The organism is Pseudomonas sp. Pme6b (genome assembly GCF_058129925.1).
Genome location: NZ_CM176704.1, coordinates 5,540,216 through 5,556,881, shown reverse-complemented (window position 1 = coordinate 5,556,881; position 16,666 = coordinate 5,540,216). Strand labels below are relative to the sequence as shown.

13 protein-coding genes and 1 pseudogene are annotated in these 16,666 nt (G+C 59.4%); 3 read left to right on the top strand and 11 right to left on the bottom strand.

Features of this window, described 5'->3' with window-relative positions:
• Positions 1–22 precede the first annotated feature (22 nt).
• From AC4ANE_RS25350 to AC4ANE_RS25320, 7 genes are all read right to left on the bottom strand, one after another.
• A complete protein-coding gene (locus AC4ANE_RS25350; RefSeq protein ID WP_460408587.1) occupies positions 23–3,043 on the bottom strand; it encodes a sarcosine oxidase subunit alpha in 3,021 nt (1,006 codons plus the stop codon).
• Positions 3,040–3,336 carry a sarcosine oxidase subunit delta gene (locus tag AC4ANE_RS25345; protein WP_002555603.1) on the bottom strand — a complete coding sequence of 99 codons (297 nt, stop codon included), beginning with the start codon at positions 3,334–3,336 and terminating at the stop codon, positions 3,040–3,042. Before AC4ANE_RS25345 ends, AC4ANE_RS25350 begins: the two co-directional genes overlap by 4 nt.
• 15 nt (positions 3,337–3,351) lie before the next feature.
• Positions 3,352–4,602 carry a sarcosine oxidase subunit beta family protein gene (locus tag AC4ANE_RS25340; protein ID WP_002555602.1) on the bottom strand — a complete coding sequence of 417 codons (1,251 nt, stop codon included), beginning with the start codon at positions 4,600–4,602 and terminating at the stop codon, positions 3,352–3,354.
• A gap of 17 nt (positions 4,603–4,619) precedes the next feature.
• On the bottom strand, positions 4,620–5,873 hold the full coding sequence (gene glyA / locus AC4ANE_RS25335; RefSeq protein ID WP_002555601.1) for a serine hydroxymethyltransferase: 1,254 nt from the start codon (positions 5,871–5,873) through the stop codon (positions 4,620–4,622).
• A 269-nt stretch (positions 5,874–6,142) separates the two neighbouring features.
• Positions 6,143–7,321 carry a choline ABC transporter ATP-binding protein gene (choV, locus tag AC4ANE_RS25330; protein ID WP_031595060.1) on the bottom strand — a complete coding sequence of 393 codons (1,179 nt, stop codon included), beginning with the start codon at positions 7,319–7,321 and terminating at the stop codon, positions 6,143–6,145.
• Complete coding sequence (gene choW / locus AC4ANE_RS25325) at positions 7,318–8,166, bottom strand: choline ABC transporter permease subunit (protein WP_460409012.1); 849 nt, start codon at positions 8,164–8,166, stop codon at positions 7,318–7,320. Before choW ends, choV begins: the two co-directional genes overlap by 4 nt.
• Before the next feature lie 64 nt (positions 8,167–8,230).
• Positions 8,231–9,178, bottom strand: a complete 948-nt coding sequence (locus tag AC4ANE_RS25320) for a choline ABC transporter substrate-binding protein (protein WP_460408585.1) — start codon at positions 9,176–9,178, stop codon at positions 8,231–8,233.
• A 780-nt stretch (positions 9,179–9,958) separates the two neighbouring features.
• On the opposite strand from AC4ANE_RS25320, the gene gbdR reads away from it, so the two are divergent.
• The gene (gene gbdR / locus AC4ANE_RS25315; protein WP_002555597.1) at positions 9,959–11,062 is read left to right on the top strand and encodes a choline metabolism transcriptional regulator GbdR; all 1,104 of its coding nucleotides are present in this window, start codon (positions 9,959–9,961) and stop codon (positions 11,060–11,062) included.
• Positions 11,063–11,243: 181 nt separating this feature from the next.
• On the opposite strand, the gene AC4ANE_RS25310 is transcribed toward gbdR, so the two are convergent.
• Both AC4ANE_RS25310 and AC4ANE_RS25305 read right to left on the bottom strand, forming a co-directional pair.
• Positions 11,244–12,374, bottom strand: coding sequence for a methyl-accepting chemotaxis protein (locus AC4ANE_RS25310; protein WP_404940567.1), 1,131 nt, complete (start codon positions 12,372–12,374; stop codon positions 11,244–11,246).
• Positions 12,375–12,803: pseudogene (locus AC4ANE_RS25305) on the bottom strand (MCP four helix bundle domain-containing protein); the annotation flags it as partial.
• A gap of 487 nt (positions 12,804–13,290) precedes the next feature.
• Here AC4ANE_RS25305 and AC4ANE_RS25300 point away from each other — a divergent pair.
• Both AC4ANE_RS25300 and AC4ANE_RS25295 read left to right on the top strand, forming a co-directional pair.
• On the top strand, positions 13,291–13,524 hold the full coding sequence (locus tag AC4ANE_RS25300) for a hypothetical protein (protein WP_002555595.1): 234 nt from the start codon (positions 13,291–13,293) through the stop codon (positions 13,522–13,524).
• Positions 13,521–13,823 carry a cell division protein ZapA gene (locus tag AC4ANE_RS25295; RefSeq protein ID WP_002555594.1) on the top strand — a complete coding sequence of 101 codons (303 nt, stop codon included), beginning with the start codon at positions 13,521–13,523 and terminating at the stop codon, positions 13,821–13,823. Before AC4ANE_RS25300 ends, AC4ANE_RS25295 begins: the two co-directional genes overlap by 4 nt.
• 13 nt (positions 13,824–13,836) lie before the next feature.
• Here the strand turns inward: AC4ANE_RS25295 and AC4ANE_RS25290 are convergent, their stop codons facing one another.
• Together AC4ANE_RS25290 and AC4ANE_RS25285 are read right to left on the bottom strand one after the other, a co-directional pair.
• A complete protein-coding gene (locus AC4ANE_RS25290; RefSeq protein ID WP_002555593.1) occupies positions 13,837–14,550 on the bottom strand; it encodes a 3'-5' exonuclease in 714 nt (237 codons plus the stop codon).
• The gene (locus AC4ANE_RS25285; protein WP_002555592.1) at positions 14,547–16,481 is read right to left on the bottom strand and encodes a putative nucleotidyltransferase substrate binding domain-containing protein; all 1,935 of its coding nucleotides are present in this window, start codon (positions 16,479–16,481) and stop codon (positions 14,547–14,549) included. The genes AC4ANE_RS25290 and AC4ANE_RS25285 overlap by 4 nt, the downstream gene beginning before the upstream one ends.
• Positions 16,482–16,666 lie beyond the last annotated feature (185 nt).

The window sequence follows — 16,666 nt, the reverse complement described above, 5'->3', positions numbered from 1 at the left end:
CTGATGATCGGCGCTCCGCGTGTTACTCGACATTCTGGCGCTCGCCCTTTGGATCGAAGAACACCGAAGAAACGATCTCGGCTTCGATCACGCTGCCGTCTGCCAGAGGCGCGAAGACCCGCTCTCCCATGCGCGCCAGGCCGCCTTTGACCACGCCCATCGCAAACGAATAGCCCAGCGAGTTGTGTGCATAGCTGGAAGTCACATGGCCAACCATGCTCATCGGGATCGTCTGTTTGGTATCGGACACCAGTTGCGCGCCCTCTGGTAGCCATTTGGTCGGGTCGACAGGCTTGAGGCCGACCAGTTGCTTGCGCTGTTCTCGTACACAGTCTTCGCGATTCATGCCGCGCCAGCCGATCCACGAGAATGGCTTGGTCCGGCCGACACACCAGCCCATGTTCAGGTCGTCCGGAGTCATCGAACCATCGGTGTCCTGGCCAACGATGATGAAGCCCTTTTCGGCGCGCAGTACGTGCATGGTTTCAGTGCCGTAAGGCGTCAGGTTGTACTGTTTGCCTGCCTCGGCGATCTTTTCCAGAACGCCCATGGCGTAGTCAGCCTGAATGTTGACCTCGTAGGACAGCTCGCCGGTAAACGAGATACGGAACACGCGAGCTGGCACACCGGCGACCAGACCTTCCTTCCAGGTCATGAACGGGAAGGCTTCACGGCCCAGGTCGATATCAGTGACTTCGCTGAGCAGCTTGCGGCTGTTGGGGCCGGACAGCGTCAGCGTCGCCCAGTGATCGGTCACTGAGGTGAAATACACTTTCAGGTCCGGCCATTCGGTCTGCTGATAGATTTCCAGCCATTGCAGGACGCGTGCAGCGCCGCCTGTGGTGGTAGTCATCAGGAAGTGGTTGTCGGCGAGGCAGGCAGTCACGCCATCATCGAAGACCATGCCGTCTTCCTTGCACATCAGGCCGTAGCGGGCCTTGCCCACGTCCAGTTTGGTCCACGCGTTGGTGTAGATGCGGTTGAGGAATTCGCGGGCATCCGGGCCTTGAATGTCGATCTTGCCCAGCGTCGAAGCGTCCAGCAGACCCACGCTGTCGCGCACCGCCTTGCATTCGCGAGCGACGGCTGCGGGCAGGTCTTCGCCGTTTTTCGGGAAGTACCACGGGCGTTTCCACTGGCCGACGTCTTCGAATTCGGCACCGTTTTTGACATGCCAGGCGTGCAGTGCGGTGAAACGCACCGGTTCGAAGATGTGCTTGCAATGACGCCCGGCTATCGCGCCGAACGTGACCGGCGTGTAGTTGGGGCGGAACATGGTGGTGCCCATTTCCGGGATCGACACGTTCAGTGAACGGGCGGCGATGGCCAGACCGTTGACGTTGCCCAGCTTGCCCTGATCAGTACCGAAACCCAGCGCGGTGTAGCGTTTTACGTGCTCGACCGACTCGAAGCCTTCACGGGTCGCCAGCTCGATGGCAGCAGCGGTCACGTCGTTCTGCAGGTCGACGAATTGCTTGGGTGCCCGTGCGGTGCCTTTTTCGTGCGGCACCTGAAACAGCGCCAGTGTCGGTTCTTCGGCGCGACTGAGGGCTTTGGGCATCACGCCTTCGACCACCTTGAAGCCTGCTTCGCTGGCCGCGCGCACGCCACCTTCAAAACCATCGGCCAGGCTGTCTGCAAGACTGTAGACACCATTGACGCCGCCTACGCAAATACGTTTCTGCGGTGCTTCACCCGGCACAAACCCGAGGATGTCTTCACGCCATACCGGTTTGCCACCCAAGTGCGAGGCCAGGTGCACGATCGGGCTGTAGCCGCCAGAGCTGGCCACCAGATCGCAATCAAGCCATTCGCCGGGGCTGGTGACTGCGTGCGTCTTGACGTCGATTGCGGCGACGCGGGCAGCTGTCACGCGTTTGCTGCCACGGGCTTCAATCACTGCGCTGCCGGTCAGAATGCGAATGCCTTTGGCGCGGGCTTCCTCAACCAGCGGGCCGCGCGGGTTGTGCCGCGCATCGGCAATCGCAACCACTTGCAGGCTGGCGTCGAGCCAGTCCAGCGCAACGCGGTAGGCATGGTCGTTGTTGGTGGACAGCACCAGTTTTTTACCCGGTGCTACGCCGTAACGCCGGACATAGGTCGAAACGGCGCCGGCCAGCATGTTGCCCGGCACATCGTTGTTGCCGTAAACCAGCGGGCGCTCGTGAGTACCGGCAGCCAGCACCACACGCTTGGCGCGTACCCGGTGCATACGTTGGCGAACCATGCCGATGGGCGCGCGATCACCGAGGTGATCGGTCAGACGTTCGTGAATGGTCAGGAAATTGTGATCGTGGTAGCCGTTGACCGTGGCGCGCGGCAGCAGTGTCACGTTGCGCAGGCTTTTCAGCTCGGCGACCACCGTAGCCACCCATTCGGCAGCGGGTTTGCCATCTAGACTTTCACGGCTGTCGAGCAGACTGCCGCCGAACTCTTCCTGTTCATCCGCAACGATCACTCGGGCACCACTGCGGCCCGCAGCCAGCGCGGCGGCCAGGCCGGCAGGGCCTGCGCCTACGATCAGCACGTCACAGTGCTGGTTCATCGCGTCGTAGCTGTCCGGATCGTTCTCGGTCGGCGAGCGCCCCAGGCCCGCAGCCTTGCGGATGTACTTTTCGTAAGTCATCCAGAACGATTGCGGGTACATGAAGGTTTTGTAGTAGAAGCCCGGTGGCATCAGCTTGCCGCCGACCTTGCCCAAAATGCCCATGACGTCGGTGTTCACGCTTGGCCAGCCGTTGGTGCTGGTGGCGACCAGTCCTGCATAGAGCGCTTGTTGCGTGGCGCGCACGTTGGGGATTTGCGTCGCTTCGGTCGCGCCGATCTGCAATACGGCGTTTGGCTCTTCCGAACCCGCTGCGAAGATGCCGCGCGGGCGGGAGTATTTGAAACTGCGGCCGATGATATCGACGCCATTGGCCAGCAGGGCAGAGGCCAGCGAGTCGCCTTCAAAGCCCTGATAGGTCTGGCCGTTGAAGGTGAAGTTGAGCACCTTGCTGCGATTGATACGGCCGCCGTTGGGCAAGCGCTGGGTCTGGCTCATACCTTGTCTCCCTGATCCGTGAACTGCGGCTTCGTACCAATCGGATAGGTTTCGAGAATCTCGTAGGTCACGGTATTGCGCGTCATGTTGAAGTACTGGCGGCAACCGGCAGCGTGTATCCACAGCTCGTGGTGCAGGCCGCGCGGGTTATCGCGAAAGAACATGTAGTCGCCCCATTGCTCATCGGTGCAGGCACCTGGGTCCAGCGGGCGTGGAATATGCGCCTGGCCGGACGGGTGGAATTCCTCTTCGGAGCGCAGTTCGCCACAGTGAGGACAGAAGATATGCAGCATGGTCGGGTTCTCCTGTTAGTGGGCTACGGCTGCAGCGCCGTGTTCGTCGATGAGCGCGCCGTTGTGGAAACGGTCGATGGAGAACGGCTTGGCCAGCGGGTGCATCTCGCCCTTGGCCAGGCTGGCGGCAAATACGTTGCCCGAGCCCGGCGTGGCCTTGAAGCCGCCTGTGCCCCAGCCGCAGTTGAAGAACATGTTCGGCACCGGCGTCTTGGAAATGATCGGGCAGGCGTCCGGCGTGGTGTCGACGATGCCGCCCCACTGGCGGTTCATGCGCACACGCGACAGCACCGGAAACATCTCGACGATGGCCTGAATAGTGTGTTCGATCACCGGGTATGAGCCACGCTGGCCATAACCGACCCAGCTGTCGATACCGGCACCGATCACCAGGTCGCCCTTGTCGGACTGGCTGATGTAGCCATGCACGGCGTTGGACATGATGACGCTGTCGATAATCGGCTTGATCGGCTCGGAGACCAGTGCCTGCAAAGGATGTGATTCGATCGGCAGACGAAAGCCTGCCAGTTTGGCCATGTGCCCGGAGTTACCGGCGGTTACCACGCCGACACGTTTGGCACCGATGAAACCCTTGTTGGTTTCGACGCCGATGCACACGCCGTTTTCCTTGCGAAAGCCGATGACTTCGGTCTGCTGGATAAGGTCCACGCCCAGGGCATCGGCGGCACGCGCGAAGCCCCAGGCCACTGCGTCGTGACGGGCCACGCCGCCACGGCGCTGAACGGTTGCGCCGATGATCGGGTAGCGGGTGTTTTTCGAGCAGTCCAGGTATGGGATTTCCTCTGCGACCTGCTTGCCGTTGAGCAGTTCGCCATCTACACCGTTCAGGCGGTTGGCACTGACACGCCGCTCGGAGTCGCGCATGTCCTGCAAGGTGTGGCACAGGTTGTAGACGCCGCGCTGGGAAAACATGACGTTGTAGTTCAGGTCCTGAGACAGGCCTTCCCACAGTTTCATCGCGTGCTCATAAAGGTGGGCCGACTCGTCCCACAGGTAGTTGGAGCGCACGATGGTGGTGTTACGTGCGGTGTTGCCGCCGCCCAGCCAGCCTTTCTCGACCACGGCCACATTGGTGATGCCGTGCTCCTTGGCCAGATAGTAGGCAGTCGCCAGACCGTGCCCGCCACCGCCGACGATGACCACGTCGTAGACCTTTTTCGGGGTCGGCGTGCGCCACATGCGCTGCCAGTTTTCGTGATGGCTGAGGGAATGCTTGAGAAGGCCGAAGCCTGAGTAATGCTGCATGTAAGGCTACTCCTGACTCAGCGATAAACCGGGAAATCGGCGCACAGGTCTGCTACCTGACTGGCGACGTTGGCCTCGACATCGGCATCACCGAGGTTATCGAGAATGTCGCAGATCCAGCCTGCCAGCTCGACGCATTGGGTCACCTTGAAGCCGCGGGTGGTGACGGCCGGCGTGCCGATGCGCAGACCGGAGGTCACGAACGGCGACTGCGGGTCGTTGGGCACCGAGTTCTTGTTGACGGTGATGTGCGCACGGCCCAGAGCGGCGTCGGCGTCCTTGCCGGTCAGGCCCTGACGGATCAGGCTGACCAGAAACAAATGGTTGTCGGTCCCGCCTGAAACCACATCGAAGCCGCGGTCGATGAATACCTGCGCCATCGCTTGTGCGTTGTCGATGACCTGCTGTTGATAAGCCTTGAAACCTGGCTCCATCGCTTCCTTGAAGCACACGGCCTTGGCGGCGATAACGTGCATCAGCGGGCCGCCCTGACCGCCGGGGAAGACGGCGGAATTGAATTTCTTCTCCAGCTCTTCGTTGGCCTTGGCGAGAATCAGGCCGCCGCGTGGGCCGCGCAGTGTCTTGTGCGTGGTGGTGGTGACCACATCGGCATACGGCAGCGGGTTCGGATAGAGACCGGCAGCCACCAGACCTGCAACGTGTGCCATGTCGACAAACAGGTAGGCACCTACCTTGTCGGCGATTTCACGGAAGCGCGGAAAATCCAGCGTCTTCGAATAGGCCGAGAAACCGGCAATGATCATTTTCGGCTGGCATTCCACGGCGATGCGTTCGACTTCGTCGTAATCGATCAGCCCGGTGGTGGTGTCGATGCCGTACTGCACGGCGTTGTAGAGTTTGCCCGAGAAGCTGACCTTGGCACCGTGGGTCAGATGACCGCCGTGCGCCAGGCTCATGCCCAATACAGTGTCGCCTGCCTGCAGCAACGCCAGATAGACCGCTGCGTTGGCCTGGCTGCCGGAGTGTGGCTGGACGTTGGCGTAATCGGCCCCGAACAGCTGTTTGGCGCGCTCGATGGCCAGTTGCTCGACCTTGTCGACGTGCTCGCAGCCGCCGTAGTAACGCTTGCCGGGATAGCCCTCTGCGTACTTGTTGGTCAGGCCGCTGCCCTGCGCCTGCATCACGCGTTTGCTGGTGTAGTTCTCCGAGGCGATCAGCTCGATATGGTCTTCCTGACGCTGCTCCTCGGCGTTCATTGCCGACAACAGTGCGTCGTCATAACCCTGGATCTGGTCTTGCTTGCTGAACATCGCGGATCTCCCAGCGGCGGCGCGGCGCCTGACTTGTCGTTAGGGCCGAACAGAGCCCTCTGAGAGCGATGGTAGGGCCGGACCGAAGTCGCCAAATGCCTATGGACGCCACACAAAGGTGCGTTTACGACATGGGGGCCAAGGGAACGGAAATAGCAGAAGAGGCGTTGCGCGGTGACGAGGCCGCAAACGAAAAAGCCCGCTCCCGGCTGGAGTGATTCCAGCACAGGGAAGCGGGCTTGTCGGTTTCAGACTTTAATTTTCAGGCCTTAGCCGTGGTTTTTGCCCAGCAGCGCGTGATACAGCTCGGTATCCCCGAGAATGCCGACCACTTTATTGCCGTCCTGCAGGACCAGCTTGTTGCCGGTCTGGTAGCGGATCTGCAATGCGTCGCGCATGCCGATGTTGGAGTGCACCAGGGTAGGGCGACGGTCGAGCGTGCCGACGTCCTGGCCGGGGGTCCAGTTCTGCAGATCGAGGGGCGTAGCACCTTGCCGTGCGCCCTTGATCACATTGCCTTCAGCCAGGTCAAGCCATGAGTCGCCGCTCGGGTCCAGGCACACCGAATCGTTGACGTGCGTGCACTCATCGACCGTGCGCATCAGGCTACGACCACACAGCACGTTCAGTGGATTGGTGTGCGCAACGAAGGTGCGCACGTATTCGTCTGCCGGATTGAGCACGATCTGCTCTGGCACGCTGTATTGCACGATGCGGCCGTCTTTCATGATCGCGATTCGGCTGCCGAGCCTCAGGGCTTCATCCAGGTCGTGGCTGACGAAGACGATGGTCTTGCTCAGCTTGCTTTGCAGGGCCAGCAGTTCGTCCTGCAAGCCTTGGCGGATGAGCGGGTCAAGCGCCGAGAACGGTTCGTCCATCAGCAGAATGTCGGCATCCATTGCCAGTGCGCGGGCCAGCCCGACTCGCTGCTGCATGCCGCCGGACAGCTCGTCCGGCTTCTTGTTGCGCCACTGGGTCAGGCCCACTAGCTCGAGCTTTTCATCGACCAGCTTGCGTCGTTCCTTTTCCGGGCGACCCTGCATTTCCAGGCCGAAGCTGATGTTCTCGCGTACTGTCAGCCAGGGCATCAGGGCGAACTTCTGAAAGACCATCGCAATGCGTTTGGTGCGCATCATTTTCAGTTCGGCCGCGCTGCAGTTGGCGATGTTGATCTGCGAGCCTTCATGCTCGACGAACAACGAGCCACGGCTGACGGTATTGAGACCGTTGATGCAGCGCAACAGGCTGGACTTACCCGAGCCGGACAAGCCCATCAACACGCAGATTTCGCCTTTCTCGATGTCCAGACTGGCGTTCTCGACGCCGACGATCTGCCCGGTTTTCTTCAGAATCTGGTCACGCGTGAGGCCTTCGTCCAGCAGCTTGAGGGCTTCACGCGGATCCTTGGAGAAGATGACGTCTACCTTGTCGAATTTGATGATACTCATGCGTCGGACCCTACCTTGGCTTCGGGTTGTTTGCAGATGCGGTCGAGCATGATGGCCAGCAATACGATTGCCAGACCGGCTTCGAAGCCGAGCGCGATATCGGCTGTGTTCAGTGCGTTGACCACGGGTTTGCCCAGACCATCGGCACCGACCAGCGCGGCAATCACCACCATCGACAACGACAGCATGATGCACTGGGTGATCCCGGCAGCGATGCTGGGCATGGCGTAGGGCAGTTCGATGCGGGTCAGCAACTGGCGGCGCGACGAGCCGAAGGCCTTGCCGGCGTCCAGCAATTCCTGGGGTACATCGCGGATGCCCAGATACGTCAGGCGAATCGGTGCAGCAATGGCGAAGACCACGGTCGAGATCAGGCCGGGCACCACGCCCAGACCGAATAGCGTAAGGGTCGGGATCAGATAGACGAACGTGGGAACAGTCTGCATCAGATCGAGCAATGGCCGGATGATGGTGTAGAACAGCGGCTTGTGCGCGGCAATGATGCCCAGCGGCACGCCGATGACGACACACACCAGCGTGGCGAAGAGCACCTGCGCCAGGGTTTCTATGGTTTCCTGCCAGTAATGCAGGTTGAGGATCAGCAGAAACGAAAGGATGACGAAAACCGTCAGGCCCCACTTGCGCTGGATGAAATGCGCGAGGGCGGCGATAAGGCCGATCAGTACGAATGGATTGAACCAGGTCAGCGCGAAAGTGAACCCGTGGATCATCATTTCCAGTGTCGAGGCAATCGCGTCGAAGTAGTCGGCGCCGTTGGCCGTCAACCAATCGACAAATGCGGCGATGTACTCGCCCAGAGGGATTTTATGGTCAGTCAGCATGATTTCGGGTGTCCGCTTGCGGAAGGTGAGGAGGGCAGCAGGCGGGTCAGCCCCGCCTGCTGTCGGCTTACTGGGTCAACTTGGCTTTGGCTGCCTCCAGGCCTGGCTTGCCATCGACGGTGGTCACGCCGGCGAGCCAGGTGTCGAGTACTTGCGGGTTTTTCTTGATCCACGCCTTGGCGGCGGCATCAGGCTTCATTTTGTCGTCCAGGACGTTGCCCATCAGGGTGCTTTCCATGTCCAGTGTGAAGGACAGGTTCTTGAGCAACTGACCTACGTTGCTGCATTCCTGACTGTAGCCTTTGCGGGTGTTGGTGTAGATGGTCGCCTGGCCATAGTTGGGGCCGAAGAAGTCATCACCGCCAGTCAGATATTTCATCTTGAAACGCGTGTTCATCGGATGCGGTTCCCAGCCGAGGAACACGACATCGTTTTTGCGTTTCACGGCGCGGTCGACCTGCGAAAGCATTGCGGCTTCGCTGGACTCTACAACCTTGAAACCTGCGTCCTTGAGGCCGAAGGCGTTCTTGTCGATCATGCTCTGGATCAGGCGATTGCCATCATTGCCGGGCTCGATGCCGTAGATCTTGCCGCCCAGTTCCTTCTTGAATTTGGCGATGTCGGCGAAGTCATGCAGGCCTTTGTCGTAAAGCGCCTGAGGCACTGCCAGGGTGTACTTGGCGTTCTCCAGGTTGGCACGCACGGTTTCGACAGTCCCGGCTTCGCGATACGGCTTGATGTCGTTTTCCATGGTCGGCATCCAGTTGCCGATGAACACGTCCATGTTCTTGCCGTCGGCCAGCGACTTGTAGGTCACCGGTACGGAAATCATGGTGGTCTTGGTCGTGTAACCCAAGGACTCGAGTACGGCGCTGGTGACCGCAGTAGTAACGGTGATATCGGTCCAGCCTACGTCGGAGAAGTTGACCGTATGACAGGCCTCTGGCTCGGCTGCCTGAGCAAGCACCGGCATACAGAGCGTAGCGGCCAATAGCAACGATTTGGAACCTTTCATGGGTGGACTCCTGTGAGTTTCTTCTAGTCATCAGCAGGTGAACGCTGACGCGGCTTATGGGTTGGCGAGGCTTTTCGCGAAGCTCCATCACTGCGCCGGGCGATCGAGTCGGAACTGATCATGTAACAGGGAAAATCAAACGCCTACAGGGGGCGTCGTATCCAGTGCAGGAGGCGTCGTATCCAGTGCGCGCAAGGTCGCTTACAGATTCGTTGCATCGTACACACGCCCGGTTGCAGTGTTGGGACTGCTGAAAAACGGCCAGTACGTTACACAGTCGCTGCGCAGGTCGGCAGCGGTCGGTTGGCAGGTCGGTGCCTGCGCGAACGCGGTCTTTTGGAGGGGGGTAACGCCGACAAGTTCATTATCGGGTCAGCCCGTGCGGTCGTGACGTCAGGTCTGACCATCACTTTTGATGGCTGCGCGGTTTTTGATCACACGTCTCGATGGCCGCCACCTTTTAGCGCGAAAACCCGCTGACGATCTGATTTTTCAGGGCGTGCCTTGAGTAGCACTTGGGGCACGTCTAGCCCCATGACGTTTCCCCGCGTGCTACCGAATTGCTCATCAGGAGTGCAGCCAGCGCGCCTTGGCGTCGCAAACAGACACTCGGGTCGCTGCTGGATAGACACTTCGCGACGTCGTTTTCAGGTGTTGTTGAATGGCTGATCAATTTCCGGCATGGGATTTGCGATGTCATCACAAAGCCCATCAATGAAGAGGGCTATAAGAAGAGCCTGTCCTGGGGCCAACCAATGCCATATGTGAGGAGATAGTGTGATGACATCGTTCAATCAAGGGGCCCAACCTCAGAACCGCGCGCCACAATCCATCGGCTTTCTGCTGCTGGATAACTTCACCCTGATCTCCCTCGCATCGGCGGTAGAACCTCTTCGCATGGCTAACCAGCTGTCGGGCCGCGAGTTGTATCGCTGGACCACGCTGAGCGTGGACGGCGGTCAGGTGTGGGCCAGTGACGGTTTGCAGATCACACCGGATGCCGCCATGCACAAGGCTCCGGCACTCGATACCGTCATCGTCTGTGGTGGTGTCGGCATTCAGCGCACCGTGACGCGTGAACACGTGAGCTGGCTGCAGAGCCAGGCGCGTCAGTCACGTCGCCTCGGCGCGGTGTGCACCGGCAGTTGGGCGCTGGCGTGTGCCGGCTTGCTGGATGGCTTCGATTGCAGTGTGCATTGGGAGTGTCTGGCTTCAATGCAGGAAGCCTTTCCACGCGTGTCGATGAGCACCCGGCTGTTTACCCTGGACCGCAACCGCTTCACCAGCTCGGGTGGCACGGCGCCATTGGACATGATGCTGCACCTGATCAGTCGCGATCATGGTCGTGAATTGTCTGCCGCGATTTCCGAGATGTTCGTCTACGAACGCATTCGCAACGAACAGGATCATCAGCGCGTGCCGCTCAAGCACATGCTGGGTACCAATCAGCCAAAGCTGCAGGAAATTGTGGCGTTGATGGAGGCCAATCTTGAAGAGCCGATCGACCTTGACGAGCTGGCGGTGTACGTCGCCGTGTCGCGCAGGCAGCTGGAGCGACTGTTCCAGAAATACCTGCACTGCTCGCCGTCGCGCTACTACCTGAAACTGCGCCTGATCCGCGCCCGGCAACTGCTCAAGCAGACACCGATGTCGATCATCGAAGTGGCGTCGGTGTGCGGCTTCGTATCGACGCCACACTTCTCCAAATGCTACCGCGAATACTTCGGCATTCCGCCGCGTGACGAGCGCGTGGGTTCCAACACCGCGCAACAGGTCGCCATGATGCCGATCCCGCAGGCAATGGTGCTCGCCCCATTGTCCGGACCGATGTCGGCGTTGAGTCAGGCGCGTAATGAATCGACGTTTGCGAGTGTGAGGCTTTAGTCGCCCTACGCCACAAGAGGACGCGGAGCGTCCGGAAAGGCATGCGACGCGGAGCGTCGCACGATAGTCGGGATCCAGCGTGGTATGCAGTTCGCGACGCTCTGCGTCGCAAGAGGACGCGGAGCGTCCAGAACGGCGTACTGACGCGGAGCGCCGGCACGCCAGCTGGGTTTTCGCGTGTTTACAGTGCGAAGCGCGACACCATGCTGTTGAGGTCCACGGCCAGGCGGGATAGCTCGGTGCTGGCCGCGCTGGTCTGATTGGCGCCGGTGGTGGATTGTGCAGACAGGTCGCGGATGTTGACCAGGTTGCGGTCCACTTCGCGAGCGACTTGCGCCTGCTCTTCGGCAGCACTGGCGATGACCATGTTGCGTTCGTTGATCTCTTCGACTGCAACGTTGATGGTGTTCAGCGCCAAGCCCGCGCCTTTGGCGATGTTCAACGTCGATTCGGCGCGTTCGGTGCTGTTGCGCATCGAACTCACTGCCTGCTCTGTACCGCTCTGAATGCTACCGATCATGCGTTCGATTTCACTGGTCGATTGCTGCGTGCGGTGCGCCAGGGCGCGGACTTCGTCGGCGACTACAGCAAAGCCACGCCCGGCTTCACCAGCGCGTGCAGCCTCGATGGCGGCGTTGAGGGCGAGCAGATTGGTCTGGTCTGCCAGGCCGCGAATCACGTCCAGCACCTTACCGATATCACGCGATTCACTGGCCAGATTGATGATCAGTTCAGCCGTACCTTTCACATCGCCGCTCATGCGTTCGATGGCGCTGACGGTTTCCTGAACCAGATCACGACCGTCGCCAGCAGATGTCGCAGCATTGCGAGACGCTTGTGACGTGCTGACGGCATTGCGCGCGACTTCTTCCACGGCGCTGGTCATCTCGTTGACCGCGGTTGCAGCCTGCTCTATTTCGTTATTCTGCTGCACCAGCCCGCGTGCGCTTTCGTCGGTGACAGCATTGAGCTCTTCAGCAGCCGAGGCCAGTTGCGTGGCCGAACCGGAAATTCCCTGCAACGTATCGCGCAGCTTGTCCTGCATGGTTTTCATGGCCAGCAGCAAACGACCGGCTTCATCGGTACCGTCGATCTGGATCGGCCGGGTCAGGTTGCCTTGTGCGATGGTTTCCGCTGCATGCAGAGCCGTGGCAATCGGCGTGGTAATACTTTTGATCAGCATCCAGGCAAACACGATGGTCAACAGGGTGGCAGCTATCAACAGTCCGACGACCAGATTGAATGCCGAATCGTACTCGCTGGACGCATCCTTCTTCACCTGGTTCAACTGAGCCGTGTTGAACTCCACCAGTTTGCTGAGCACAACATTCATCTGGTCGGAGTTGTTGAGCATTTCGTTATTGAGCAGGCCCTGCAATTCATCGATCTTGTTGGCGCGAGTCAGGGTCTTCAGGCGCTCTTCAAGCTGGCGATATTGTCCCAGCAGTTGTACGTACTGGCTGTAAAGATTGCGCTCGTCGGGATCGCTGATGAGCTTCTCGTAAATCGCCTGAGCGTCAGTGATCTGCTTGTTGCGCATCGCCATCAACTCGATGGTTTTCTGCTGGGTTTCCGGGTCGCGGTTGACCAGCAATCGATAGGACAGAACGCGCAAACGAATGCTGACTTCAGCGAATCGGTCAAGGCTCTTGATGCTCGGCACATTGTTATCGGCCAGCACTTCAGTGGCGCCACGGATCTTGCTCATCTGAGACAGTGCAAATACACCCAGAACCAACATGAGTGTGCCGATAATGGCAAATCCAAGAAACGCTCGGGGCGCGATGTTCATATTTCGCAGGGACATAGAAAGCTTCCAGGGTCAGGTACGCAATTCATGCGATTTAACGGTGAAGGGAATGCAGTGAATGGCTGCCTATCGGTCATGCGACTAACGTCTTGAGTCAGCAGGCACTAAATATTGACGACTTATTACTGACGGTTATCTTTGGATATGGCTGACATTCGCGCAAACCCTTGAAAAGGCTGGGTTGAGGGGGGCTAGGGTGATGTCAGTTTGCCCATTGGCTGCGCGCATTTGTCGCAGTTCTGGGCGGTCTGACGAACAGCAGGAACCGGATTCCGAATACGTAGTCACAAGCCCCCTACGCGTCTACGTTATGGACATGTCAACGTCATGACAGATCAGTATCAAAGCCTGAGCGCTGGCATGCGCAGCGACTTTTCTTTATCGTACGCGCCCGTTGAAATTTGCTTGAGAAATCAAAATGTTGGAAGCCTCCCTTAGCCAATTGGAACAACTTGTCGGTGATCTGGTGCAACAGAACCAGGCCCTTCAAGACACAAATGCACAGCTCGGTGCCGAGCTGGCAAAAGCCAAGGACGAGAACGAGAACTTGCAACTGAGCCTGATGGAGCAGGAAGAGAAGCAGGGCAGCACCGCCGCCCGTATCCAGGCACTGGTTGATCGCGCGACCAGCGCAAGCGCTGTTGGCGCATGAACGTCGATGGCAACGGTGTAACCGTTCTCACCATTCTGGGTAATGAGTACTCGGTCAAAGCCCCTGCCGGTGAAGACCTGACCCTCATGAAGGCCGCGGCGATGCTCAACGCGTCGCTGGCCGACACCAAGCGCAAATACCCGACGTTGATCGGTGACCGTCTGCTGGTTCTGGCTGCGCTGAACCTCTGTTCGCAGCAAATCGAGCTTGAGCAATTGCACAGGGTCGAGCTCAAGCGTTACCGCGAGCAGGTCGACGCGACGGTGGATGTAATCGCCAAGACCATTTCCCAGAGCTAAGTGCAGGTCGCAGTCAAAACGAGTGCGATTGCTTGCGTCTGCGCCATTGCCCGAGTCGCTCCTCCAGTAGCCGCGGGCTGTCGATCTGCTGACGACGGGCGTGGCTGAACAGGATCAGCGCCAGCTCTGCGGTGACCAGTGCATCAGCGCTGGCGTTGTGACGCTCTTCGGCATGCAGGCCAAAAAACTGCGTCCAGTCGTCCAGCCCTGCGTGACGCAGGTTGGCTTGTTCACAGAGCATCGGGGCTATTTCTGCGGCATCGAAAAACGGATGCCGCAAGCGGTAGTCCAGGCTTTCTTTCAGTGCGCGCGACAGCATGTGCTGATCGAACGGCGCATGAAAACCCAGAATCGGGCTTTCGCCGACGAACTCCATGAAATCCAGCAACGCCTCGGCCGGCTCGCTGCCCGCGGCAATCGCACTGGGCGCCAAACCATGAATAAGCACGGCCGGGCTGACCTTGTGGTCGACGCGCAACAGCGTACGCTCGAACTGTTGACCCAGATCGATGGCACCGTCTTCAATTACGACCGCACCGATGGACAGCACTTGATCGCGGTTCATGTTCAAGCCGCTGGTTTCAAGGTCCAGCACGACCCAGCGCTGTTGGCGCAAAGGCTTGTCGCTGAGGTTCGCGCAGACCGGCAGCTTTTTGAGGCGATCCAGTTGATGCGCTTGCAAGGGTGTCTTTTTCGCGCGCGGCTTGAGCCATTCGAACAGGTTCATAGTTGATAACGCAGGGTCAGGCTGGTTTGCAGCCGCTGCGCCTGGCGAAACGATTCGCGCAGAATGCGTCTGTCCAGATGGTTGAGCGTGTCAGGGTCGATGCGGTTGGAGTAAGGAAGGTTCTGGCGGCTTTGCAATTGATGTTGCTGCATGCGTGTCTGCTGAATGAAGTGGTACGCCTCTTCATACGCAGCGCCATCCAGGGGGTCGATGACTTCACGTTCGACCAGTTGGCGCAGGCGTTCCTGGGTATTGTTGACGCCGACACCATTGGCAAGCGCCAGCAGGCGCGCACCGTCGACAAAGGGCGTCAGGCCTTCGGTCTTGAGGTCCAGGGTGTCTTTTTCGCTGCCTTTGCGCGCCAGGACGAAATCCTTGAAGCGGCCCACCGGCGGCCTTTGGCGCAGTGCGTTCTCGGCCATCATGCGCTGGAACAGCTTGTTGTCTGCTACCTGATCAAGAATGCCGCGGCGCAGTTGCTCGCCGCCGCTCTCATCGCCCCAGACCACGCGCAGATCGAAATAGATACTCGATGCCAGCAGGTTCTCCGGAGTTGCCTCGCGAATAAAGGCTGCAAAGCGCTGTGACCACTCAAGCCGGGACAGGCACAGGTCGGGATTGCCGGCCATGATGTTGCCCTTGCACAGGGTAAAACCGCACTGTGCCAGGCTCTGATTGATACGTTCGGCAATCGGCAACAATAACGTGCGGATCTGCTCTGCCTCCGCCGCATCGCTGGCTTCAAACAGAATGCCGTTGTCCTGATCGGTATGCAGCGTCTGCTCGCGACGGCCTTCGCTACCAAAGCACAGCCAGCTGAATGCAATGCCGGGGTCGCCATTTTCTGCAAGCGTCAGCTCGATCACGCGGCACACGGTGTGGTCATTGAGCAGGGTAATGATCTGGGTTATCTGGGTCGAAGAGGCACCATGGGCCAGCATGCGGTCGACCAACTGGATGATATCGCCCCTCAAACCGGCGAGCGCCTCGATACGCGGCGCATTGCGGATGGTCCGTGCCAGGTGGACCAGGTCGACCCGTTGCAAGGAAAACAAATCGCGCTCCGATACCACGCCACACAATCGCCCGTCTCTGACCAGGCACACGTGGGCGATGTGACGTCCGGTCATGGCGATGGCCGCGTCGAATGCGCTGGCGTCCGGGCTCAGATGGAACGGCGACAGGCTCATGGTGCGTCTGACCGGCGCGCTGAAATCGGCATTCACATCGGCAACTGCCTCACGCAGGTCGCGCAGGGTAAAAATCCCCAGCGGGGCCTGCTGCTCGTCGACAATCACGATGCTGCCTACCTGCTGTTCATGCATCAGTTTCACCGCGTCGCGCATGGGTGTTTCAGGGCTGCACATCACCGGGTGACGCATGGCCAGTTCGCCCAGACGTGTATTCAGGGAATACTGCGTGCCCAGGGTTTCAGCGGCGCGCTGCTGGACCTGCTGATTGACCTGATCCAGCAGGCTGCTGACACCACGCAGGGCAAAGTCGCGAAACGTTGTGGAAAGCGCGAATAGCTTGATGAACGCCTGCTTGTTCAATTGCAGGCAGAAGGTGTCTTCTGCAGCCAGGTGTTCAGTGCGAGTGGCACGCTCGCCCAGCAGGGCCGCAAGTGGAAAACACTCGCCAGTGGTAATTTCAAATGTTGTTTCTGTGCCGCCTTTGGCAGAATGCGGACGTTCACCGACGATTCGCCCCTGCTTGACGATGTAAAAGTGCTCTACCGGGCCATCGCCAGGCTTGATGATGCTTTCATCCGCAGCATAGAACCGGAGCTGACACTGCTCTACAAGGTACGCCAGATGCGCGTTTTCCATCTGGTTGAAAGGCGGGAATTTTTGCAGAAACTGCATGGTGCCGTGTATGTTCTGTAGCACGGCTGTCTTGCCTGCCTGGGTGAAAGCATCTGCCTTGCTCATGGCCTGTTCCGCGTTCTTGTTATTGGTGCTCATGGTCGGCCGCTTGCAGCCAGGTGCCCATTGGACGTAAGTCTTACGCTTGAACCGAGTGACAGTGCCGTGCCTGCTGCGGCGTAACTGATTTGACGAACGCAATGGATTGCGAGCGAAGACTGGCCAGGATGCCGACGAAATGCATCGCAGAT

What these genes read in the sequence shown, in the direction of transcription:
- glyA (WP_002555601.1), bottom strand. Translation starts at nt 5,873, where the DNA reads ATGTTCAGCAAGCAAGACCAGATCCAGGGTTATGACGACGCACTGTTG.
- choV (WP_031595060.1), bottom strand. Translation starts at nt 7,321, where the DNA reads ATGAGTATCATCAAATTCGACAAGGTAGACGTCATCTTCTCCAAGGAT.
- AC4ANE_RS25290 (WP_002555593.1), bottom strand. Translation starts at nt 14,550, where the DNA reads ATGAACCTGTTCGAATGGCTCAAGCCGCGCGCGAAAAAGACACCCTTG.
- gbdR (WP_002555597.1), top strand. Translation starts at nt 9,959, where the DNA reads ATGACATCGTTCAATCAAGGGGCCCAACCTCAGAACCGCGCGCCACAA.
- AC4ANE_RS25295 (WP_002555594.1), top strand. Translation starts at nt 13,521, where the DNA reads ATGAACGTCGATGGCAACGGTGTAACCGTTCTCACCATTCTGGGTAAT.
- AC4ANE_RS25300 (WP_002555595.1), top strand. Translation starts at nt 13,291, where the DNA reads ATGTTGGAAGCCTCCCTTAGCCAATTGGAACAACTTGTCGGTGATCTG.
- AC4ANE_RS25285 (WP_002555592.1), bottom strand. Translation starts at nt 16,481, where the DNA reads ATGAGCAAGGCAGATGCTTTCACCCAGGCAGGCAAGACAGCCGTGCTA.
- AC4ANE_RS25345 (WP_002555603.1), bottom strand. Translation starts at nt 3,336, where the DNA reads ATGCTGCATATCTTCTGTCCTCACTGTGGCGAACTGCGCTCCGAAGAG.
- AC4ANE_RS25320 (WP_460408585.1), bottom strand. Translation starts at nt 9,178, where the DNA reads ATGAAAGGTTCCAAATCGTTGCTATTGGCCGCTACGCTCTGTATGCCG.
- AC4ANE_RS25340 (WP_002555602.1), bottom strand. Translation starts at nt 4,602, where the DNA reads ATGCAGCATTACTCAGGCTTCGGCCTTCTCAAGCATTCCCTCAGCCAT.
- AC4ANE_RS25350 (WP_460408587.1), bottom strand. Translation starts at nt 3,043, where the DNA reads ATGAGCCAGACCCAGCGCTTGCCCAACGGCGGCCGTATCAATCGCAGC.